Annotated in this window: 16 protein-coding genes and 1 pseudogene; 5 read left to right on the plus strand and 12 right to left on the minus strand. The window is 63.1% G+C overall.

Features of this window, described 5'->3' with window-relative positions; translation table 11 throughout:
* Positions 1-42: 42 nt before the first annotated feature.
* The 4 genes from E4631_RS15260 to E4631_RS15275 form a co-directional block, all read right to left on the minus strand.
* Entirely contained in the window at positions 43-1,212 is a 1,170-nt protein-coding gene (locus E4631_RS15260; RefSeq protein ID WP_133656434.1) for an MFS transporter, read from the minus strand.
* A gap of 142 nt (positions 1,213-1,354) precedes the next feature.
* Positions 1,355-2,332, minus strand: coding sequence for a glycoside hydrolase family 43 protein (locus E4631_RS15265; RefSeq protein WP_133656433.1), 978 nt, complete (start codon positions 2,330-2,332; stop codon positions 1,355-1,357).
* 167 nt (positions 2,333-2,499) lie between these two features.
* Positions 2,500-3,642: a transaldolase gene (tal, locus tag E4631_RS15270; RefSeq protein ID WP_133656432.1), complete on the minus strand. Its 1,143-nt coding sequence runs from the start codon at positions 3,640-3,642 to the stop codon at positions 2,500-2,502.
* 122 nt (positions 3,643-3,764) lie between these two features.
* A complete protein-coding gene (locus E4631_RS15275; protein ID WP_133656431.1) occupies positions 3,765-4,751 on the minus strand; it encodes an arabinan endo-1,5-alpha-L-arabinosidase in 987 nt (328 codons plus the stop codon).
* A 314-nt stretch (positions 4,752-5,065) separates the two neighbouring features.
* Between E4631_RS15275 and E4631_RS15280 the strand changes: the two genes are divergently transcribed.
* Positions 5,066-6,136, plus strand: coding sequence for a LacI family DNA-binding transcriptional regulator (locus tag E4631_RS15280; protein WP_133656430.1), 1,071 nt, complete (start codon positions 5,066-5,068; stop codon positions 6,134-6,136).
* Between the two features lie 51 nt (positions 6,137-6,187).
* Here E4631_RS15280 and E4631_RS15285 read toward each other — a convergent pair whose 3' ends face one another.
* The 3 genes from E4631_RS15285 to accC all read right to left on the minus strand — a co-directional run bounded on the left by E4631_RS15285 (position 6,188) and on the right by accC (position 8,960).
* Positions 6,188-7,060, minus strand: coding sequence for a hypothetical protein (locus tag E4631_RS15285; protein WP_133656429.1), 873 nt, complete (start codon positions 7,058-7,060; stop codon positions 6,188-6,190).
* Between the two features lie 72 nt (positions 7,061-7,132).
* A complete protein-coding gene (locus E4631_RS15290; protein ID WP_174805442.1) occupies positions 7,133-7,432 on the minus strand; it encodes a hypothetical protein in 300 nt (99 codons plus the stop codon).
* A gap of 16 nt (positions 7,433-7,448) precedes the next feature.
* Positions 7,449-8,960, minus strand: coding sequence for an acetyl-CoA carboxylase biotin carboxylase subunit (gene accC, locus E4631_RS15295; protein ID WP_133656428.1), 1,512 nt, complete (start codon positions 8,958-8,960; stop codon positions 7,449-7,451).
* A 269-nt stretch (positions 8,961-9,229) separates the two neighbouring features.
* On the opposite strand from accC, the gene E4631_RS15300 reads away from it, so the two are divergent.
* Together E4631_RS15300 and E4631_RS26955 are read left to right on the plus strand one after the other, a co-directional pair.
* Positions 9,230-10,468: a pyridoxal phosphate-dependent aminotransferase family protein gene (locus E4631_RS15300; protein WP_133656427.1), complete on the plus strand. Its 1,239-nt coding sequence runs from the start codon at positions 9,230-9,232 to the stop codon at positions 10,466-10,468.
* Positions 10,469-10,726: 258 nt separating this feature from the next.
* A pseudogene (locus tag E4631_RS26955) lies at positions 10,727-10,906 on the plus strand (histone H1); the annotation flags it as partial.
* A 226-nt stretch (positions 10,907-11,132) separates the two neighbouring features.
* Here E4631_RS26955 and tyrS read toward each other — a convergent pair.
* Positions 11,133-12,449 (minus strand): tyrosine--tRNA ligase, encoded by a 1,317-nt coding sequence (gene tyrS / locus E4631_RS15310; RefSeq protein ID WP_133656425.1) that lies wholly within the window; start codon positions 12,447-12,449, stop codon positions 11,133-11,135.
* Between the two features lie 266 nt (positions 12,450-12,715).
* On the opposite strand from tyrS, the gene holA reads away from it, so the two are divergent.
* Positions 12,716-13,768, plus strand: coding sequence for a DNA polymerase III subunit delta (gene holA, locus E4631_RS15315; RefSeq protein ID WP_133656424.1), 1,053 nt, complete (start codon positions 12,716-12,718; stop codon positions 13,766-13,768).
* Between the two features lie 86 nt (positions 13,769-13,854).
* Positions 13,855-17,427: an AAA domain-containing protein gene (locus E4631_RS26805; RefSeq protein WP_133656423.1), complete on the plus strand. Its 3,573-nt coding sequence runs from the start codon at positions 13,855-13,857 to the stop codon at positions 17,425-17,427.
* A gap of 14 nt (positions 17,428-17,441) precedes the next feature.
* Here E4631_RS26805 and E4631_RS15325 read toward each other — a convergent pair whose 3' ends face one another.
* The 4 genes from E4631_RS15325 to E4631_RS15340 form a co-directional block, all read right to left on the minus strand.
* Positions 17,442-18,563, minus strand: a complete 1,122-nt coding sequence (locus tag E4631_RS15325; protein WP_133656422.1) for an acyltransferase — start codon at positions 18,561-18,563, stop codon at positions 17,442-17,444.
* 342 nt (positions 18,564-18,905) lie between these two features.
* Positions 18,906-19,835 (minus strand): isoaspartyl peptidase/L-asparaginase family protein, encoded by a 930-nt coding sequence (locus tag E4631_RS15330; protein ID WP_133656421.1) that lies wholly within the window; start codon positions 19,833-19,835, stop codon positions 18,906-18,908.
* A gap of 47 nt (positions 19,836-19,882) precedes the next feature.
* Positions 19,883-21,049, minus strand: a complete 1,167-nt coding sequence (locus E4631_RS15335; protein WP_133656420.1) for a serine hydrolase — start codon at positions 21,047-21,049, stop codon at positions 19,883-19,885.
* Positions 21,050-21,052: 3 nt separating this feature from the next.
* A complete protein-coding gene (locus tag E4631_RS15340; protein WP_133656419.1) occupies positions 21,053-21,508 on the minus strand; it encodes a hypothetical protein in 456 nt (151 codons plus the stop codon).
* Positions 21,509-21,874 lie beyond the last annotated feature (366 nt).

The following is a 21,874-nucleotide window of genomic DNA, read 5'->3' on the forward strand; positions in this document are numbered from 1 at the left end:
CCCCCTCTCTTTTGGAGAGGGGGTCAGGGGGTGAGGTGCCCCCTACGCCACCGGCTGCGCCGCCCGCACCGGCACCGGGTTCGGCAGCGAAGCCAGCACCCCGATGCCCGCCGCCACTACGGCCACCAGGCCAAACGCCACCCGCAGCGTGAGCAGCTGCGCCAGAAAGCCAATGAGCGGCGGCCCCAGCAAAAAGCCCAAGAAGCCGATGGTCGAAACCAGCGCCAGCGCCACGCCCGGCGATACTGACGTGGCCCGCCCCGCCGCGCTATAGGAGAGCGGCACCACCGACGCAATGCCGAAGCCAATGAGCAGGAAGCCGGCCACCGCCGGCACCAGGTAGGGTAGGCCCACGGCCAGCGCCAGGCCGCCGACAATGAGTAAGCTGCTGGCTTGCAGCATCCGCATAGTGCCGAAGCGGTGGGTGAAGTAGTCGCTCAGAAAGCGGCCCAGCGCCATCGTGCTCATGCAGGCCACGTAGCCCGCCGTTACGAGCGCCGCATCGGGCCGCACTACTTTCTGGAAGTACACCCCCGCCCAGTCAAACATCGCCCCTTCGCTCATCATGCCGCAAAACGCGATGAGGCCGATGCGCAGCAGGTAGGGGTCGGGCCGGCGCAGACTTAGACTGGGGCCGCCCTCGTCCACTTTACCCACGTCCTGGCGTAGCGTGCCGCCATAGGCCCAGGCCGCCAGGGCCAGGCAAAGGCCTAGCACCAGGAAAAAATGGTGCAGCGGCGGCTGGTGCAAGCCGATGAGCAGCGTGCCCAGCGCCCCGCCCAGAAACCCCGCCAGGCTCCAGAGCCCGTGAAAGGAACCCATTACGGGTTTGCCATAATACTGCTGTACCCCAATGGCTTGGGTATTCACCGAGATGTTGAGCATGTTGCCCGCGAAGCCAAACAGTGCCAGCGCCGGGGCCAGCGTCCAGAAGCTGCCGGCCCAGCCCAGCAGCGGCAAAAAGCAGGCGTAGAGCACCGATGCCAGCAGGAGCGTGCGCCGGCTGCCCCAGGTCGAAACCAGCCAGCCCGCCAGCGGTAGCGATACCAGCGACCCCGCCGGAATGGCCAGCAGCAATTGCCCCAGCTGCCCCGAGTTCATGCCCAGCTTGGCGCTGATGTCGGGGATGCGCGAGGCCCAGCTCGCGAAGCACAGGCCGGGTAAGAAAAAAAAGGCGCTCACCGCCACCCGGCTCTTTGTAGTTGCCGTCATATTCCTGAAATCTATCGTCTAGTATCAAAATTACCGCCGCTTGTCGGCTTCTGCCCAGCAAAATGCCCACCCGAGCCACTCTCGACCAGGTGGCCGGAGCATTTCGGGTGGGCAGCAAGCAGAGCGAAAAGGCTTTTACGGATTAGTTGGCGGGGAGTACACCTTCCGTCGTCATTTGCACGCGCTTCATCGTGCCGTCTTTGTTATAATACAGATAATCAACGCACACCGAGCGCCGGAAGCTGCCGCCGGCGGTATTTATCCCGCCGTTGTGGTAGATGAAATACGACTTGCCCTTGAAGTCAATAATCGCCTGGTGGTTGGTATTGGAGTTGCCGGCCAGCTCGTTCAGGATGCCCTCGTACTGCCACGGCCCGTCGAGGCTGCGGCTCATGGCGTAGGCAATTTTCTCGGGAAACTCGGTGGCGTAGCTCAGGTAGTACCAGCCACCATGCTGGTGCACCCAGGGCGCCTCCGTAAACCTGGGTAGCCCCATCACCTGCTGAATCGGGCCGTCCAGCTCGGTCATGTTGGGCTTGAGCTTGGCGTAGTAGCACGTCACGTTGCCCCAGAAGAGGTAGGCCTGCCCCTTGGGGTCGATGATAACCGTGGGGTCAATATCCTCCCAGGCGTGCGGGCTTACCTTGGTCATGTCGTTGGTAATCAAAGCGGTGCCGCGCGCGTCCTTGAATGGCCCGGCCGGGTTATCGGCCACCGCTACCCCGATGGCTTTGCCGTGAATGGTGCCGTGCTCCACGGCCGCGTACCAGTAAAACTTGCCATTGCGCGCAATCACCTGCGAGGCCCACGCATCGTCCTTGGCCCAGGCAAAGTCGCTGACTTTCAGCGGCACCGGGTGCTCGGTCCAGTGCACCATATCGGTCGAGGAATAGCACAGCCACTCGTGCATCACGTAGCGCTCCTGGGGCGCGGGCGCCTCGTCATGGCCCGTGTAGAGGTACACCGTACCCGCCTGCACCAGCGCCGCCGGGTCGGCCGTGAACTTGTCCTTGATGATAGGGTTACCGGCCGCCGGGGGGGTAGGGGCCTGCGCCCACGCCGCACCAGCGGCCAAATACAGGCCCAACGCGCCGGCCAAACAGGTAAAGGGAATTCGCATGGAAAGCAGGTATCTGGTTTTGGGGTAAAGTCTTATGAAAAAAAGAACGTCATGCTGAGCTTGCCGAAGCATCTCGCTCGCATCGTTGGGTTGATACTCCAGCGGCGCGAGCGAGATGCTTCGACAAGCTCAGCATGACGTTCTGCTTAGCTCGGCAAGAAGGCTGGCTACGCCGGCTGCTTGGCCGCGTCGGCGGCGGCTTGGCGCTTCTTCTCCACCGAGTCAATCAGCTTGCCGAAGGGCTCGATGAACTTCTGCACGCCTTCTTTTTCCAGCTGCTCCGTTTGGGCATCGAGGTCGATACCCACTTTGGACAGGTCGGCCAGCACTTTCTTAGCTTGGTCGAGGCCCTGCTCCAGGGTGTCGGCGGACTTGCCGCGCTCCTTGAAGATGTCCATCGTCTCCACCGGCACCGTGTCTACCGTTTTCGGGCCGATGAGGCCTTCCACGTACATCAGGTCGTCGTATTTGGGGTTCTTGTTACCTGTGCTGGCCCACAGCAGGCGTTGCGTGTGCGCGCCTTTGTCGGCCAGAGCCTGCCAGCGCGGGCCCGCAAAAATGTCTTTGTACATCTGGTACGCCACCTTGGCGCTGGCAATGGCCACCTTACCAATCAGCGGCTCCGCTAGCTGCGCTTGGTCGCCGCCCGCGGCCACAAGTTTATCCAGCTGCGGGTCAATCAACACGTCAATGCGGCTCAGGAAGAAGCTGGCTACCGAGTCGATGCGGGCCAGTGGCTTACCGGCTTTCACTCGGTCTTCGAGGCCCGCAATGAAGGCTTCGGTCACCGCCTTGTAGCGGTCGAGCCCAAAAATCAGCGTCACGTTGATGTTGATGCCTTCCGAGATGAGCGTGCGAATGGCGGGCAAGCCCTCCAGCGTGGCGGGCACTTTTATCATCACGTTGGGCCGGGCCACGGCCTCCCACAGCTGGCGGCCTTCGGTAATGGTGCCCTGGGTATCATTGGCCAGGTTGGGCGACACTTCCAGGCTCACGTAGCCGTCGCTGGAGTTGTCCTTGCTGTCGTAGAGCGGGCGAAACAGGTCGCAGGCGGCCTGCACGTCGGCCACGGCTAGGCCTATGTAAATGTCCTCGGCCGACTTACCCTGGCGGGCCTGCTCCTTAATCGTGTCGTCGTAGTCGGCCGAGCCGCCGATGGCCTTCTCAAAAATGGCGGGGTTGGAGGTCACGCCGCGCAGGGCGTCCTCGTCGATGCGCTTCTTCAGCTCGCCGTTTTGCAAAACTTTGCGGCTGATAAAATCGAGCCACAGGCTCTGGTCGAAGCGGCGAATGTCAACTAAAGGGTTCATGATTGGGGAAACTTGGGTGAAACGAAGGATGGTAAGCGCGGCCCAATTTAGGCAGGCGGCTACCAGGTTCTACGCACAACTCAACAGTTTAGGCGGGGGTAGGGCCATACCGCCAGGTAATACTAGTGCTTGGCCGCCACGGTGGGCCAGCCGGTGGGGCTCCAAGCCAGCGGCTCGATGCGCAGCTTGGGCCGGCCGCGGTCGTGGGCGTCGTAGCCGTGAAATACCAGGTAGTCAACCTTATCGAAGGTGGCTACCGCGTTGTGGCCCACGCCGTACCAGTCGGCATCGCCCTGCAAAACCAACGTGCCACCGCCCTGCTCCATCGGCGTGCCGGCCTCGTCGAGGTAGGGGCCCGTTACGGCGCGGGCGCGGCCCACCATCATTTTATACGTGCTCTGCGGCCCCCGGCAGCAGTAGTCAAACGACGCAAAAAGATAATAATACCCGTCGTGCCGAAAGATAAACGGCCCCTCAATGGCCCCATCGCCGGGCAGCGAGTCGGTGAAGGCGGCGTTGCGCGGGCGCCGCGCCAGCGTGCGCCACTGCCGCGGCTCGGCCGGCCCCGAAAGGTCGGGCCGCAGCTGCACCAGCTTAATGCCGTTCCAGAACGAGCCAAACGTTAGCCAGGGCGTGCCCCGTTCGTCGCGCACCAGGTTGGGGTCGATGGCGTTCCACATATCGCGGCCGGGCACCGACTCAAGCACCGCCCCGTGGTCGACCCACTTAAAGTCTTTTGCCTTGGAATCCAGTGTTTTATTAGTGGCCAGCCCAATGGCCGAGCGGTTTTTGCCAAACGTCGAAACCGAGTAAAACAGGCTGTACTGCCCGTTGGCATACGAGATATCGGGCGCCCACATGTGCTCCTTAAAGCCCGGTACATCGCGTTGGGCCCAGGCCGGGGGGGTAGGGAACACGGGCGGCTCGGCCGTCCAGTGCTGCCGGTCGGGCGACGACCAAACCGTGATGCCGTTGCCGGTGCCAAATAGGTAATAGGTACCGTTTTGGCGCGTCAGCACCGGGTCGTGAATAGGAATAGCGGGTGAGATAGACTGAGCGGCGGCGGGTAAGCCCGCTGCCAGCAGCGCGACAAACAGGAGTTTCTTCATTCCTGGGACAAATTTTACATAATCGATTGTGTAACCGGTTGGCAAGTACGTCATTTTTTCTGAAACCTACTGAAAATTCATTAAATCCTTCGTTTTGATTAGCTACGATGTTTTTTTCGGTCAACGCCGGATTGGACTTTACGGAAGGATATACACAAACGTTTGTGCAGAGACAATAGCTATCAACCCTTATCCAACCTGCTGGGGAAGCTTTCGCTTCACCTACCTAGTGAGTAGGGGTATGTCACGAATAGCTCTAAATTTGCACGGAGGCGAGGCTACTCTATTAGTGCCGCCGGCTGTTTCTACTACGAATGGGTTCCCCAAAAAAACAAACGCCGGGCGCCGCCCCGCCCGCCGTTTCGATGGCCGACCTGGCCCGCGAGCTAGGCGTGTCGATGACGACTATCTCGCGCGCGCTCAGCGACCACCACAGCATTGGGGCCGCCACCAAGCAGCGCGTGCTTAAGCTGGCCAAGAAGCTCAACTACCAGCCCAACCACCTCGCCGCAGCCCTGCGCAAAGGCCAGAGCCGCCTGCTGGGGGTAGTAGTGCCGTACATCGAAGGCAAGTTCTTTCCCTCTGTCATTCAGGGTATTGAGCAGGCGGCCAGTAAGGCCGGCTTCAGCGTCATTGTGTGCCAGTCGCACGAAGACGTGCAGCTGGAGCGCCGCAACGTGGAGACGCTGCTCAATGCCCAGGTGGCCGGCGTGCTGGTGTCATTGGCCCGCAATACCCAGGACTACCACCACTTCGATAAGGTGCGCAGCCGGGGCGTGCCGCTGGTGTTTTTCGACCGCATCCCAGCCGGCGAGCAGGTCAATTCGGTGGTGCTCAACGACCGCGAGGGCGCGTTCCAATCCACGCGCCACTTGCTGGAGCAGGGCTGCCGCCGCATTGCACACCTAGCCGGCCCGGCGCACCTCAACATCTACCAGCACCGCCGCCAGGGCTACCTCGACGCGCTGGCTACCTACAGCATCGCCCCCGACGAGTCGCTGATTATCCGCTCCGATATGAGCCTGGAGGAGGGCGCCCAGGCCATGCGCCAGCTCCTGGCCCTGGCCAATCCCATTGATGCCGTGTTTGCAGCCGGCGACTCGGCCATCCTCGGCGCGCTGCAGGTGCTGAAGGCCCAAGGCATCCGCGTGCCGCAGGATATCGCGCTGGCCGGCTTCAGCAATGAGTTCTTTACGGCCATCACCGAGCCGCAGCTCACCTCCGTAGACCAGCGCTGCGAGGAAATGGGCCAGGCCGCCGTGCGCCTGTTTCTGGAGCTCGCCGCCACCCCCGATGCGCCTTTCGTGCAGCGCCAGGTGGTGCTCCAGCCCGAGCTGTTTGTGCGCGAGTCGTCGCGCCAGGGCGAGGGGGTAGGGCTGGGTTAGAATCTCAGCCGCCTATTCATCCAGCACCCTAGAGTTGCTAGCTTCCTGGCTTCATAGGCCTGGCGAGCGCCTATTTACCCGAAACAGCTGCCCCCGCTCGTTGCTCAGAACCAGTTCGCGCTCCTCTAAAAACAGCACTGCCTCGGCCTGCCCCGTAGTGGGCAGCCGCCGGTAGGTTTTGGGCTGGCTGAATAGCCGCGGGCCAGGCGGGCCGTCAAGTATAAACAGCCCGCCGTAGCCCAGCAGCGCTACCCGGCGGCCATCGGGGCTGAGTGCCGCGCCCGTTACCAGCGTGCGCAGGCGCAGGCTATCGCGCAGCGTGGCCACGTAGCGGCCGGGCCGCGCGGGCACCACGTAGTAGCGCGTGCGGTGCGCCGGGCTGCGGTCTTTGGTAAAGAGGTGCAGCGAGTCGCGGTAAAACACCATGGCCTCGCAGTCGAAGTGCCGCCGGGCCGCCACCGGCGGAAAAGCCGTCTGGTCGGGGTAGCGAAACGCGATGGTATCGACCCGCACCCCGCCCGCGCCCCGCGTAAGGCGGTAGATGGCCAGGTCGCGCCGGTCGTTGCCATTGTTGCCAAAGTCGCCCACGTAGAAGCGGCCGGCCGGGTCGCGGGTCAGCTCCTCCCAGTCGCGATTGGGCAGCGGCGCCAGGGGTAGGGCGCCGCGCAAGCGCCCGTCGAGGCCGGCCCGGTAGAGTGTGGCCGCCGTGCCGCCGTCGCCGTGGGTCCACACCTGCCCCGCCGAGTCGGCCGCCGCCAGCCCCGAGCTTTCCCGAATGGGCGGGGGTAGGCGCGCCACCCGCGCCACCCGGTAGTGGCGCAGGCGGGTAAAGCGCCCGTGGCCGTCATTGGGCGGCACGCCCGCTAACAGCGCGTGCAAAAACACGAGCACTGGGAAGAGGTGGTCGCGGATAAGGTAAAGCACTAGTTGCTATGCTAAATGTTCTGGCGCGAGTTACGGCTTTGCCTAAACTCGCGCCAGTTTGGGCAAAGAAATCTAATTGTTTTTGCGCCGAAAGAGAAGATTCAATGCACGAGTTATTGCAGTGGGCTCTCGCCTTGTGATGAGAGTGGTCTTATCAGTTGTGATAAGGTTGAAAAAATAGGTGCAAGCCTCCGGTTCAGAGGTGAATGTCTGCAAACCTGCTTTCTGTCCTCGCTCACTATAATAAACCTCCCAGTTTTCACCGACCTGGCCTATTGTATAGGCTTCAACTGGCAGGCCACCGCTGAGCCAATACGCACCCTGACTAATATTAGCAGCTACTAACGCTTCTCTGAGCTCAAGAATATTCATTAGATGTTGAACTTCCCTACCCCACTCCCAGCCGGTTCCGCCGCCACGCCGAAACCGGCGCGCCGGCCGTTTCGCCCGCTACCGAGGGGGTAGGGGCCTGCTTTTCGCTCAGTAGCATGGCCACCAGGGCGGCGGCTACCTGAGCGGTGCCCTCGTCGGGCATGCCGGGAACCAGCACGGCGGCGCTGAAGTGGTCGCGCACGAAATTTGTGTCGAAGTGGCCGCTCACGAAGGCCGGGTGCCGGAGCACGAACGTGCCGAAGGGCAGCGTCGTCTCAATGCCCGTAATCTGGTACTCCGCAATGGCGCGCAGCATCCGGGCGATGGCCTCCTGGCGGGTAGCGCCGTAGGCTACCAGCTTGGCAATCATGGGGTCGTAGTAAATGGGGATGTCCATGCCCTGCTCAAAGCCATCGTCCACGCGCACGCCGGGGCCCTGGGGCCGCACGTAGGTGCTGAGGCGGCCAATGTCGGGCAGGAAGTTGTTCTGCGGGTCTTCGGCGTACACGCGCAGTTCCAGGGCGTGGCCGTTGATGGCCAAATCTTCCTGGCGGAAGGGTAGGGGCTGGCCCTCTGCCACCCGAATCTGCTCCTTCACTAGGTCGAGGCCCGTAATCATCTCGGTCACCGGGTGCTCGACCTGCAGGCGGGTATTCATTTCGAGGAAGTAGAAGCGGTGCTGGTCGTCGAGCAAAAACTCGACGGTGCCGGCGCCCGCGTACTGGCAGGCGCGGGCCACTTCCACGGCGCAGCGGCCCATCTCGGCCCGCAGTTCGGGGGTAAGGACGGCCGAGGGTGCCTCTTCAATCACCTTCTGGTGGCGGCGCTGAATCGAGCACTCGCGCTCAAATAAATGCACGATGTTGCCGTGCTCGTCGCCCAGTACCTGAATCTCGATGTGGCGCGGCCCGGTTACGAATTTCTCAATGAACACCGCCCCGTCGCCAAACGCCGACATGGCCTCGCTCACCGCCAGCTGCATCTGCTCCTCAAACTCGTCAGCATGATGCACCAGGCGCATACCCTTGCCTCCGCCGCCGGCCGAGGCCTTAATCAGAATCGGGAAGCCCACTTCCTGGGCAATCTGCTTGGCCGCCTCCACGTCGGAAATGGCCTCGTCGGTGCCCGGCACCAGCGGAATATTATAGGCCTTCACTGTTTGCTTGGCCGAAAGCTTGTCGCCCATCAGCTCCATGGCCTCGGGGCTGGGGCCCACAAAAATGAGCCCCGCCGCGCGCACGGCGCGGGCAAAGCCGGCATTCTCCGACAGGAAGCCGTAGCCGGGGTGAATGGCATCGACGCCCAGCTGGTGGCAGATTTCAATAATTTTATCGCCTCGCAGGTAGCTGTCCTTTGAGGCGGGCGGGCCCACGCACACGGCCTCGTCGGCGTAGCGCACGTGGGGCGAGAGGCGGTCAGCCTCCGAGTAGATGGCCACCGTGGCAATGCCCATTTCGCGGGCCGAGCGCAGCACGCGCAGCGCAATTTCGCCCCGATTGGCAACCAGGAGCTTAGCAATTTTCTTCATGTGGGGTGGGCAGTAAAATGGAGTGGTACTCCGTTTCTGGGTGAGCGACTCGTTCAACGCTAAACGGAGTGCCACTCCGATTTACAGCCACAAAGAAAACCTTAAATCACTTCCTCGGTAATAAAGGGGTAATCCCTACCTTGCAGCCACGCCCAAATTATGTACAACGGCTGAGTAGGCTTATCTTTGTCGTTTAGCTAATCTTAAGGACGTGCGCGCCGGCTGAGTTCGCCGTTTTCGCCCTCTTACCTATTCCCCCCTAGTTTTCAGTGGATATTTTCGACCGCGTTACGGCCAATCGGGGCCCGCTGGGCTCACACTCGCACTACGCCCACGGCTACTTCACCTTTCCCAAGCTCGAAGGTGATATTAAGCCCCGCATGATGTTTCGCGGGAAAGAAGTGCTCACCTGGAGCCTAAATAACTACCTCGGCCTGGCCAACCACCCCGAAGTGCGGCAGGCCGACATGGACGGCGCGGCCGCCTACGGCATGGCCTACCCCATGGGTGCGCGCATCATGAGCGGCAATTCGACCCTGCACGAGCAGCTCGAAAATGAGCTGGCCGACTTCGTGAAGAAGCCCGCCGCCCTGCTGCTCAACTTCGGTTACCAGGGGGTAGTGAGCATTATCGACTCGCTGGTGAGCCGCCACGATGCCATTGTGTACGATGCCGAGTCGCACGCCTGCATCATCGACGGCGTACGCCTGCATCAGGGCAAGCGCTTCGTATTCCCGCACAACGATATTGAGAACCTCGAAAAGCAGCTGGAGCGCGCCAAGCGCCTCACCGACGAAACCGGCGGCGGCATTCTGGTTATCACCGAAGGCATGTTTGGCATGTCGGGCAACCTCGGCAAGCTGCGCGAAATCGTGAAGCTGAAGGAAAAGTTTAACTTCCGCATCTTCGTTGACGACGCGCACGGCTTTGGCACGCTGGGCCCCACGGGCGCCGGTACGGCCGAGCATTTGGGCGTTACGGAGGGGGTAGACCTGGTTTTTTACACGTTCGCGAAGAGCATGGCCAGCATTGGCGCGTTCGTAGCGGGCCAGGAGGGCGTTATTGAATATTTGCGTTACAACATGCGCAGCCAGATTTTCGCCAAGTCCCTACCCATGCCCCTGGTAGTGGGCGCGCTCAAGCGCCTGGAGTTGATTCGCAACCACCCCGAGTACCGCGAAAACCTCTGGACCATCGTGCGTGCCCTGCAAAGCGGCCTGCGCGAAAAAGGCTTCAACATCGGCACCACCGAGTCGCCGGTGACGCCGGTGTTCCTCAACGGTCAGATTTCTGACGCCACGGCCCTAACCTTCGATTTGCGTGAGAATCACAGCCTTTTCTGCTCTATCGTAGTGTATCCGGTGGTGCCCAAGGGCATTATTATGCTACGCCTCATCCCAACGGCCGTGCACACGCTCGACGATGTGCGCCAAACAATTGCCGCTTTTGAGGCCATTGCCGCCAAGCTCGACAAGGGTCTTTACAGCAAACAGCCTGCTACCGCCTAAAAGGCTGATTGCTACCCCCACTACTAACCCTACGCGCCCAGTTGCAAAAGCTGGCTGCGTAGGGTTATTGTATTTTAAGGGGATAAATCCCGGCTTAGAAATCCATCAAACAGACATATTTTTCTTAAAAACTGCCCTGTGAGGCTAGAAATGGGGTTTTAAAAAAACCAGAAAAAGTTGCTTGCGTAGAAAGTGCCTGTATATTAGGGCCGCGTAAGCACAATTCCCCTTTTTCTCACCCATTTTCAACTACCTTTCATGGCCAACCCATTCAACAAACTGAAGGACCTCGTTACGTCGCTGGAAGACGACTTCGAAAAGTCGTACGATAAGCACAACGCGGCCGCTGGTACCCGCGTCCGCAAAGGGATGCAGGAGCTCAAGAACATGGCCCAGGAAATTCGCCTGACCGTGCAAAACCAGAAGAACTCGTCGAAAGACAGTGCTCCGGCTGCCGCTCCTGCTGCTAAAAAGGCCGCTCCCGCCGCCGCGAAGAAAGCCGCACCGGCCGCCGCCAAAAAGGCTGCCCCCGCTGCCAAGAAGAAGTAGCTGTCTGAACCACGGATTCGACCGGATTAATCGGATTTTGTGGCCGACTCTTAATCAAAAAGCCCCGCCAACCGGCGGGGCTTTTTGCGTTATTGGTCTACGGTTAGGCTGCTGGTTAGGTAGTTAGCTCTACCAGGAAGTATTCTTTCTTGCCCTTTTTCACTACCAGGTAGCGGTCGAGCAGCAGCGGCATCTCGGCCACCGGGGCATCGGCAGACGTTGCTTTCTGACCATTGATGCTCAGACCGTTGGCCTGCACCAGCTTGCGCACCTCACCGCGCGAGGGCAGAATTTGCTTGTCGGTGGCCTCGCTCAGCAGCACGGCGAGGGGTAGGGCCTGGGCTTCGGCGCGGGGCACGCGCAGGTGCGGCACGCCGGCAAACACATCGAGCAGCGTGGCCTCGTCCAGCGCCGACAGGTCGCCTTTGCCAAACAGCACCTCGGAGGCCGCCACGGCCGCCTCGTAGGCGGCCTCGGAGTGCACCCGGATGGTTACGTCCTTGGCCAGCGCCTTTTGCAGCGTTTTGAGGCCGGGATTCTGGGCGTGCTCAGCTTCGAGCGCATTGATTTCAGCTTCACTTAGCAGTGTAAACACGCGGATGAGGCGCGGGGCGTCGGCGTCTTCGGCGCGCAGGAAGAACTGGTAGAACTGGTAGGGCGAGGTCAGGGCCGGGTCAAGCCACACGGTGCCGGTTTCGCTTTTGCCGTATTTAGTGCCGTCGGCCTTGGTGATTAGCTGGCCGGTGAGGGCGTAGGCCTTGCCCTGGCCGTCGGTGAGGCGGCGAATGAGCTCAGTGCCGGTGGTGATATTGCCCCACTGGTCGCTGGCGCCCATTTGCAGGGTGCAGCCGAGGTTTTTGTAGAGGTGAAAAAAGTCGTAGCCTTGCAGCAGCTGGTAGCTGAACTCGGTGTAGCTGATGCCCTCGCTACCCCCCGCGCCGGCGCTGTCGTCGCTGCCGCCGATGCGGCGCTTCACCGAATCCTTGGCCATCATGTAGTTCACGGTGAGGTGCTTGCCTACCTCCCGTAGAAAGCCCAGGAAGCCGAAGTCCTTGAACCAGTCGTAGTTATTAACGAGTAGCGCACCGGTGGGCGAGTCGTTGAAATCCAGGAATTTTTCGAGCTGCGCCCGGATGCCCGCCTGGTTGGCGCGCAGGGTTGCTTCATCCAGCAGGTTGCGCTCGGCCGATTTGCCGCTGGGGTCGCCAATCATGCCGGTGGCGCCGCCCACCAGCGCCACCGGGCGGTGGCCGGCGCGCTGCAAGTGCACGAGCAGCATAATGGTGGCCAGGTTGCCGATGTGCAGCGAGGCCGCGGTGGGGTCGAAGCCGATGTAGCCCGACACGGGCGCAGCGCTGGCCAGGTGCTCGGCGGTGCCGGGCATAGCATCGTGGTACATGCCGCGCCAGCGGAGTTCGGAGAGAAGGTCCAAGAGAAAAAGGGGATTCGAGTAAGTGAGTAATATTTTTGGTTCTGTCATGCTCATCTGGCGTCCGCTTGCCGAAGCAGCTTGCTCGCATCGTTGCAACGACGTTGAGCGCTACTACACACGAGATGCTTCGGCAAGCGGACGCCAGATGAGCATGACAGTCGGTAGTAAATCAGTTATCTGAAAACGAAGGGCAAAGGTAAAGCGGCTGTTTTACCTTTGCTGAGCTTGCCAAGCGGCTAGTTTTTCGCTTTTCTACTACTTTCTCCTTGATACTCGATTCGGACGCTATCCTTAAGCAAGTGCAGCAGCGGCAGTTTCAGCCGGTGTATTTTTTGCAGGGCGAGGAGCCGTATTTCATTGATACCGTGGCCGACGCACTCGAAAGCGCGGTGCTGCCCGAGAGTGAGCGCAGCTTCAACCAAACGGTGCTCTATGGCAAAGACACCGACGCCTCGGGCATTCTGGGCCAGGCCAAGCGCTTCCCGATGATGAGCGACTACTCGGTCGTCATCGTGAAAGAAGCGCAGGCCGTGGCCGATTTGGAAACCGAAAAAGTCTGGCCTTTTCTCGAAGCCTACCTCAAAAACCCGCTCACCAGCACCGTGCTCGTGCTCTGCTACAAGCACAAAACCCTCGACTCGCGCAAGAAGCTGGGCAAGCTGCTGGCCACCGCGCCCGGCGTGGCCCTGATGACGAGCAAAAAGCTCTACGACAACCAAGTGCCGCAGTGGCTGGGCGGCTACGTGCGCAGCCGCAAGCAGCAGATTACGCCCGGCGCCACGGCCCTGCTGGCCGAGTACATCGGCGCCGACCTGAGCCGGCTGGCCAACGAAGTAAACAAGCTGCTGCTCAACGTGAAAGCCGGCCAGGCCATTGACGAAGACCTGGTGCAGCGCATGGTGGGCATCAGCAAGGAGTATAATATTTTTGAGCTGCAGCGCGCCCTGGTGCAGCGCGATGTGCTGAAGGCCAACCGCATTCTCACGCATTTCGCCGCCAACCCCAAGGCCAACCCGCTGATTCCCAACCTCACGCTGCTCTTCAACTTCTTCACCCGCCTGCTCATGCTGCACCAGGCCGGCAATAACCCCTCGGACGTTGATATGCAGAAAATGGGCATCAACAAGTTTGCCCAGAAGGAGTATCAGCTGGCCCAGCGCCAGTTCAGCCCCGAGCGCACCATCGACCTCATTCACCTCATCCGGCGGGCCGACGCGCAGAGCAAGGGCATCGAGAGCGGCAGCATGGACGAGGGTGAAATTCTGCGCGAGCTGGTGTGGCTCATTTTGCATACCGTGCCGGTGTCGGCGGTGGGGTAGGGGCCGCTGGTGGCTCGGCTATTATTCGGCCATAGCTATTTTTACGGTCTGGGCTTACCTTTAAGGGTAGTTTCTGCCCCGCTGTTTTGTCTGATTCGCCCCACGCCCGCCTCGCCGCTTTAGCCGACCCCACCGCCGCGCCCGCCGACCAGCTGCCGCGCCTGCGCAAGCTGCTTGAAAGCCTGCTGCGGGCCGATTACAAGCGCCGCAAGGCGCCGTTTGGCAACCTGTTTCAGGCGATAGGTGGTGCCTGCTACGCCCTGGAGCTGGACCCCGGCCTGCGCGCGCGCCTGCAAGACCTGCGCGTGGCCGCCAACCTGGTGCTGCACGAAAGCTACCCCGGCACCGCCGCCGAGGTTGCCGCCGGCTTTGCGGCCGTGGCCGAATTGCTCGCCGCCCTCACCGGCGAGGCCTACACCGGCCCTACCCCCCCCACCGCGCTCGATGCGGTGCGGCCCGCCGGCCCTACCCCCCCCGCCCGGCCTGATGTCCCCGAAGCCGCCGACCCGCGCGCCGTGTGGCGGGTGCAGGTAGTGCACGCCGACCTGGCCAGCGGCGCGATTACCGTCGAAATGAGTACGCCCGCCGACGGCCGCCCGGCTGGCCCATTCCAATTGGTGCTGCCCGAAGCCTACGAGAACCTGCTGCTGCCCGCCGCCGCGCTGCACCCGGCGCTCAACCTCATCGGCCCGGTGCTGCTGCCCGATGGCCGCGTGCGCCCGCGCCGCGTGGTGCTGGAGCCCGATTACCTCATCAGCGTAACCACCCTGGCCGAATGTGCGCAGCGCGACGGCACCTTCGGCGAGCTGGCCTTGCTGAAGTCGTTTTTGCCCGATGAAACCTCGCGCTCGCTGGTAGTGGGCAACCTGGTCAACCGCCTGCTCGACGAGGAGGTGAGCCACGCGGCCAGTCAAGTATCAGTTAACAAGTATCAATTGTCAACTGGCGAGGAAGCTAGGAATGAGAACGAGCTAACTGCTGAACCAGACGCCGCAACCCAAGCACCAAGTACTGATTTCGACCTGGAGTACTTTTTGACCAAAAAGCTTTTTCGGGCCGAGCCTCTCACGTTGAGCACGTTGCCCGAGTTTCAGACCCGTACCGGCGTGCCTGAGCTGCTGAACGACCTGCGCCGGCATCACCGCACGCTGCGGCAGGCGCAGCGGCAGGGCTTCGCGGCCAGCTCGCGCAGCGGCTACCAGCAGCAGCCCCTGCGCCTGACCGACTGCTTCCTCGAACCCACTTTTCTGTCGGCTACCTACGGCCTGCAAGGTCGCCTCGACCTGCTGCACGAAAGCCCCACCGGCTACGACCTGGTGGAGCTCAAAAGCTCGGTGAAAGTGCCCGTGGCCGAGCCCTGGACCAACCACGCCGCCCAGGCCCAGCTCTACCGTTTACTGTTGGAATCAGTATTTGGGGCCGATGGCGAAACCGCCGGCCGGGGCCGCACCAGTATCCTCTACTCCAACGCCGCCGAGGACCAGCCGGCCGTGCGCCCGGTGCTGCAAAACCTGGCCCTCGTGGACCAGTTGCTGGCCGCCCGCAACCAATTAGTAGGGCTCGAATTACAATTGGCCCGCGCCACCGGCCCCGGCCAGACGGCCGCCCTGCTGGCCTCCGTGCTGCGCCCCAACCTGGCCGCCGTGCCGCCCTTCAACCGCGAAAAGGCCGAAAAAACGGCCAACGTCTGGAGCAGCGCCGACCGCACCGAGCGCGCCTACTGCCTGGAGCTGACCCGCTTCGCGGCGCGCGAAATGCGCCTGGCCCTGCTCGGCGACGAGGGCCGCCCCGGCGACGCTGGCGGCCAGGCCGGGTTGTGGCTGTTGCCCCAGGCCCGCAAGCACCAGAATTTCAGCTTGCTCGATGAGCTCGAATTAATCGAAGACCACAGCAACGCCCCCGACGATGCCCGCGACGGCCTGGGCCCGCACCTCATCTTCCAGCGCCCGGCGGGGGGTAGGGAGGTGAATTTCCGGGCCGGCGACACGCTCATTCTTTACCCCCGAAGAAAGGCGGAAGCTGAGGCCCACGCGCCCATGCAGCCCGCCACCCATTCGCTCAGTGTGCTTGATGCCCAGGTGGTTAAAGTGACCCTGGCCGAGGACCTCGGCGCCGATGGCCGCGTGGTGCTGGCCGTGCGCAACCGCCGCCTGGCGCCGCGCTACCTGCATGGCCACTCGCACTGGGCCATGGAGCCCGATACCTACGACACCTTCCGCCGCGAGTGGGCCGGCCTGACCAGCTTCCTGAGCCTGCCCCCGGCCCGCCGCCGCCAGCTGCTGGCCCGCACCGGCCCGCGCCCGCCCGAGGGCTGGGATGCTGCCCGTCCTACCCCTGCCACGGCGGCCGACGAGGTGGTGGCCCGCGCCCTGGCCGCGCCCGACTGGTTTGTGCTCTGCGGTCCGCCCGGCACCGGCAAAACCCGCTCGGTGCTGCGCGAGCTGGCTATTCGGCTCGTGGCCGACGATAAAAATACGCTGCTGGCCGCCTACACCAACCGCGCGGTGGACGAAATCTGCGAGCAATTGATTGACGCCGGCTTGCCGTTTATCCGCATCGGCTCGCGGCTGGGTACCTCGCCCGCCTACCGGCCGTATTTGCTGGATAACATGATTCGCGACCTGCCCACCCGCCAGATGGTGCGGGCGCGCCTCACCAGCACGCCGCTCTACGTGGGCACCATTAGCAGCTTGCTGGGGCGGCCCGAGCTGTTTCAGCTCAAGAATTTTGACGTGGCCGTGGTGGACGAGGCCAGCCAGGTGCTCGAAGGCCCCATGTTGGCTTTATTAGCGAAAGCCAAGAAATTTATCCTCATCGGCGACCACCGCCAGCTGCCCGCCGTGGTGACCCAGGAAACCGAAACCAGCGCCGTGGCCCCCGCCGTGGCTGAGCTATTGCGTGAGCAATTGGGCCTCACCAACCTGCGCAACTCGTATTTCGAGCGCCTGTTTCGGCGGGCCGAGGCGCAGTGGCCCTACGCCCACGGCACGCTGGCCAACCAGTACCGCGCCCACGCCGAGCTGGCCGCGCTCGTCAACGACGACTTCTATGGCGGCCAATTGCGCAGCCCGAGTCCCTGGCAGCACGCCAGCCTCAACCCCAGCGCCTGGGCCGCGCCCGCCAACCCGGCCGATGCCTTCGGCGCGGCGCTGCGCCGCCAGCGGCTCGTGTTCGTGCCCACCCGCCGCCAGCCCGACGACTTTTCGCAAAAAGAATCGAGCCAGGAAGCCGAGCTGGCCGCCCGTGCCGCCCTGCAAGTAGTTCAGGGCTATGGCCCGGCCTTCGACCCCGACGCCACCCTGGGCATTATTGCCAGCTACCGCAACCAGGCGGCCCGCATCCGGGCTAGGTTATCCCAGCTGGCCCAGGAGTATGATTTGCCGCAACTGGCCCAGGTCAGCGTCGATACCGTGGAGCGCTACCAGGGCTCGCAGCGCGAGGTGATAATTGTGAGTTTCTGCTGTCACCACGAGCACCAGTTGGAAAATATGGTTTCGCCCGACGAAACTGGCCAGGTGGACCGCAAGCTCAACGTGGCCGTGACGCGGGCGCGGCAGCAGCTGGTGCTGCTTGGCAATGAGCTGGTGCTGAGCCGCGCCCCGCACCACGCGGCGCTGCTGGAGCGCGTGCGCGCGGGTGGCGGCTGGGTGGGGGGGTAGGCCGCAGAAGAAGCTTACCCGGCCTGAGTTCCCGTGGCTACCAGCCGGCCCCGGCCCACGTAGGCGTGGTAGCGGGTGAGCAGGTAAGCGTGGGCTTTTTTCTCGACCAGCTCGTGCAGCAGCACCGCCCCCAGCAGGTTGGCCAGCAGCGCGACCGGGGCCACCCACCAGTCGGTGTGGCGCAGGCGGCCCGATTGCCAAAGCGGGTCGAGCAAAAATACCAGGGGTAGCTGCGCAATGTAGAAACTGTAGCTAATGTGCCCCAGGTACTGCATGGGCCGGCTGCTTAGCCACGCAAAAGCCCGGCTCTGCTGGGGCTGGGCCAGTACTACCAGCAGTACTACCACCGTGGGCACCACCAGCCAATGGTGCGTGAGGCGGCCTTCTGTGAGCGGCCCCGCCCAGGCCAGGTAGCCCGCCGTGAGCAGCAGCAGCGCCACCGCGGCCCTGGCCGGCACCCGCCAGCCTTGGCGCATCACCAGCAGCGCGCCAACCATACCGGCCACAAATTCGGGGAGGCGGCTGGGCGGAAATGCAAACACCAGCTCGTAGCGAAACAAGCCGGGGCGCAGCCATTGCCCTAGCCCCAGCCCGGTGCTCAGCAGCGCCAGCCCCACCAGCAGCCCTACTAACAAGCCGCGTTGTTGCAGGCGCAGCAGCAAGGGCAGCAGCAGCGGGAAGAGGAGGTAGAAGAAAAACTCATTTGCCACCGACCACGCCCCCATGTCATACCACTGCATGGATACCCGCGGAATGTACGTTTGCAGAAATGTGGCGCTGAGCCCCACCAGCAGCAGCGAGGGCCGCGTGCCCTGCCATTGGCTGATGAGTAGGCAACTCACCAAGCCCACAAAAAAAACCGGGTAAATGCGCGCCAGTCGCTTATAAAGAAACCCCATATAATAGCGCCAGCTCGGTAAATCGGCGGTTGGGTAGTCTCGCAAGTGGCTGTAGGTGAGTACAAAGCCGCTCAGCACAAAGAAGACGCACACGCCCAGCCGGCCTTCCTGGATGAGCGCCTCCACGCGGCTCGGCAGGTACGTGAGCGGGGTGCGGTGCGGCATGTCAAAATGAAACACAAACACGTAGAACGCGGCCAGAAACCGCAGGCCGGTCAGCCCTTTGAGTTCTCTCATGGGGGTAGAAGACGAAAAATAGCCGCCGCTAAGCTGGACAGCACAGTCTTATTTAAAGATTAAATAGCAGGAAATGCAGTTGCAAATTACGGCCAAGATGAGCTTAGCCAGCCAACCTGGGACCCACATCAAGCACCTGCAGCGGTTCCGGAACCAGTGTCAGCGGCGGGCTGCCGGCTTTTGGGCCGGCTGTCCGCTCATCGTTGAACGGACGGCGCGCACCGTAAGCGAACAGCCGGCCCAAAAGCCGGCAGCCCGCCGCTGATAACACATGCACTTACCCCGAAACTGCTCTAACCAACACGTGTTTAGCGCAACTGCACTTTGTGACTACTACTAATCCTACTCAATTACCATATTGCACACATTGGTCGCCGCCCGCCCGTCGGCGCTGCGGTAGCTCCAGAACAGGCCTTCGGTGCTGTGGGGCATGGCCATATTGCCCTGCGCATCGAGGGCGATAACGCCGCCCAGGCCGCCCGCCGGGGCCACTTTCTGGTGAATAACCAACTCGGCCGCTGCCTGTACCGACAGGCCCCGGTACTCCATGAGTGCGGCAATGTCGTGGGCCACGGTGTAGCGAATGAAAAATTCACCGTGCCCGGTGCCCGACACGGCGCACACCGCGTTGGCGTAGGTGCCGGCCCCGATGAGGGGCGAGTCACCCACCCGGCCATACTTTTTATTCAGCATGCCGCCCGTGGAGGTGCCGGCCGCCAGGTGCCCGGCCTGGTCGAGGGCCACGGCGCCCACGGTACCGAATTTGGCCCCCGGCGCCTGGCCCCGCCGTAGCGCCTCAAACTGCTGCCAGCGCTCCTCGGTGCGAAACCAGGGGGGTAGGGCCAGCTCGAGGCCGGTAGCGGCGGCAAACTCGTCGGCCCCGGCGCCCGTGAGCAGCACGTGGGGCGAGCGCTCCAGCACGGCCCGCGCCGCTGAAATGGGGTTTTTGACCGTGCGCACGCCGGCCACGGCCCCGGCGCGCAGGGTGGCCCCGTCCATCAGGGCGGCGTCCAGCTCATTTACCCCGGCGTGCGAAAATACCGCGCCCCGGCCGGCATTAAACAAGGGGCAGTCTTCGAGCAGGCGCAGGCTGGTTTCCACGGCAGCGAGGCTGCTGCCGCCCTGGGCCAGCACCGCGTAGCCGGCCTCGGTAGCCTGCGTAAGGGCTTCGTTATAAGCAGCCTGCTGCAAAAAAGGCGTGCCAGCCGGATGCAAGCGGCCCGACCCGCCGTGCAGCAAAATGGTAACGGGAAAAGCTGCGGAAGAAGCCATTAGCAACGCGAGAGGGGGTAGGGCGGGAAGAATATATTAGCCGAAAGCTACGGCTGCACCGCCGCCAGCACCCGTTTCAGCAGCTCGTTGGGGTTGCCGTTGTGCCAGCGCCACACCACCACGATATCGTGCACCGGGTCGACCCAGATGGTATTCTGGCCCGCGCCCAGGGCGGCGTAGCTGTCCGCTGGAGCATCGGGCCAGGCTTTTTGCGCGGTGTTGAGCCACCAGAGGTAGCCGTAGTCGGGGCCAACGGGGCCGCGCGCGGTGGCCTGCGCCACCCAGCCCGGCGACACCACCTGGCGCCGGCCCCAGCGCCCACGCCGCAGCATGAGGTAGCCCAGCCGGGCCTCGTCGCGGGCGCTGATGCGCAGGCCGCCGCCCCAGCGCGTGCCGCCGCTCACTGAGGGCATTGGCAGGCCATTGACTTCGGCCACGGCGGTGGGGTAGGGCATCCACTGCCAGGTGGCGGAGGCTCCGATGGGCTGCATCACTTCGGTGCGCAGCACCTCGGGCAGCGGGCGCTGCCACACCCGCAGCAGCGACAGCGCCAACCGGTTGATGCGCACGTCGTTGTACTCGAAGTAGGAGCCCGGCGCTTGCAGCGGGCGGGGCTTGCGCTCGCCCTGGCCAAAGGCCTCGTGGCCGATAAAATCGGCATTTTTACCCCACAGCTCACCCTGCCACTCGCTGGTTTGGCGGGCGTGGTGCTCCCAGGTAATAAGGCGGTTATGCGCCGAGTCATAGCCGCCGTCGTGCACGTAATCGGCCACCGGCTCGTGCATATCCTTGATAAGCCCCCGGTCGAGGGTAATGCCCAGAATGGTGGAGAGGTAGCTCTTGGCCACGCTGTAGGTGGGGTCGGGGCGCTCGGTATCGCCCCATTCGGCCACGATGTAGCCGTGGCGCAGCACCAGGCCGTTGGTGGCGGCGCGGCTGGTGGGCATGGGCCCGAGCAGCTTGCCAAAAATCTCCTCCTGCGTGGAGAAGTCAGGCGTCATCTGGGTGGTTTCCTGGGTTTGGGCGAAGGCCACGGCCTCGGCCAGCCGGGCCGGGTCGAGGCCTTCGGTGGCTGGGGCGTGGTGCTGCCAGCCGGCGCCGGGCGCGGGGTAGTAGGCCGCCGCTTCGGCGCGCGCGGTGGGGGTAGTGGGCGCCGCGGCGCGGGTGCAGGCGGCCAGCAGCGGCAGGGCAAGGAGCAGCGTTTTAGCAGACATGGGCTATTGACATTCCTGAAAAATGATGGCCGGCGTTTGGGCCACGACGCGGCTGCGGCCGGGCGCGGTGTTGCGGTGCAGGTAGAAATAGCAGGTGATGGGCCGGCGCAGGCGGGCATCGGCCCAAACGGCGGCCAGCGGGTAGCGAATGGTGAGCGTATCGCTGCGCCGCGTTATCTCCCGAATGCCCAGCTCCCCCTCCGAATAAGTGCGGCCGGGGGTAGTGGTCTGAAACTTAATGGAAACGGCAAAGCCATAGTCCGACTGCTCGCCCGCGGCCAGGTGGTAAGCCAGCTTGGCTTGGATAACCGTGCGGGGGGTAGGCACGGTGCAGGGCGCCTGGTTGAGGACCAGCAGCGTGATGGTGCTGGCCCCCTGGCCTAGCAGCTGCTGGCGCGCGGGGCCACCCAGCGCCAGCGCGTGGAGCAGGGCAGGGCCGCCGAGTAAGAATCTGGTCATGGCAAGTGCGCGCAAGAACAGCTCGCGCCGGGCCAAATGTACACGGCACCAAGCCTAGCCAAAAAGTGGTGGGCTGCCCGTAGCTTTCGGCTGCCGGTAGCTTTGCGGCCGCTTGTCTTACCCCCTTCCTTTTCTTCGTATGAAGTCTTAGCTTTCCTGGCTGGCCACGGGCCTGCTACTGGCCACCTGCGCCACCGCCCACGCCCAGGCTACTCCCGCGCCCTACCCGCCCCCGACGCGGCCGCGGCCGCCAAAGCCGCGCAGTTTATGGGTGCGCCGGCCACCAGGGGCACTACCGGGCCGTATATCAGCTCGATAGCGATAACCCTAAGCTTATCAGCAAAACGCTGCACAACAGGGCACCCG

Source organism: Hymenobacter sp. UV11 (assembly GCF_004684095.1).
GTDB lineage: Bacteria > Bacteroidota > Bacteroidia > Cytophagales > Hymenobacteraceae > Hymenobacter.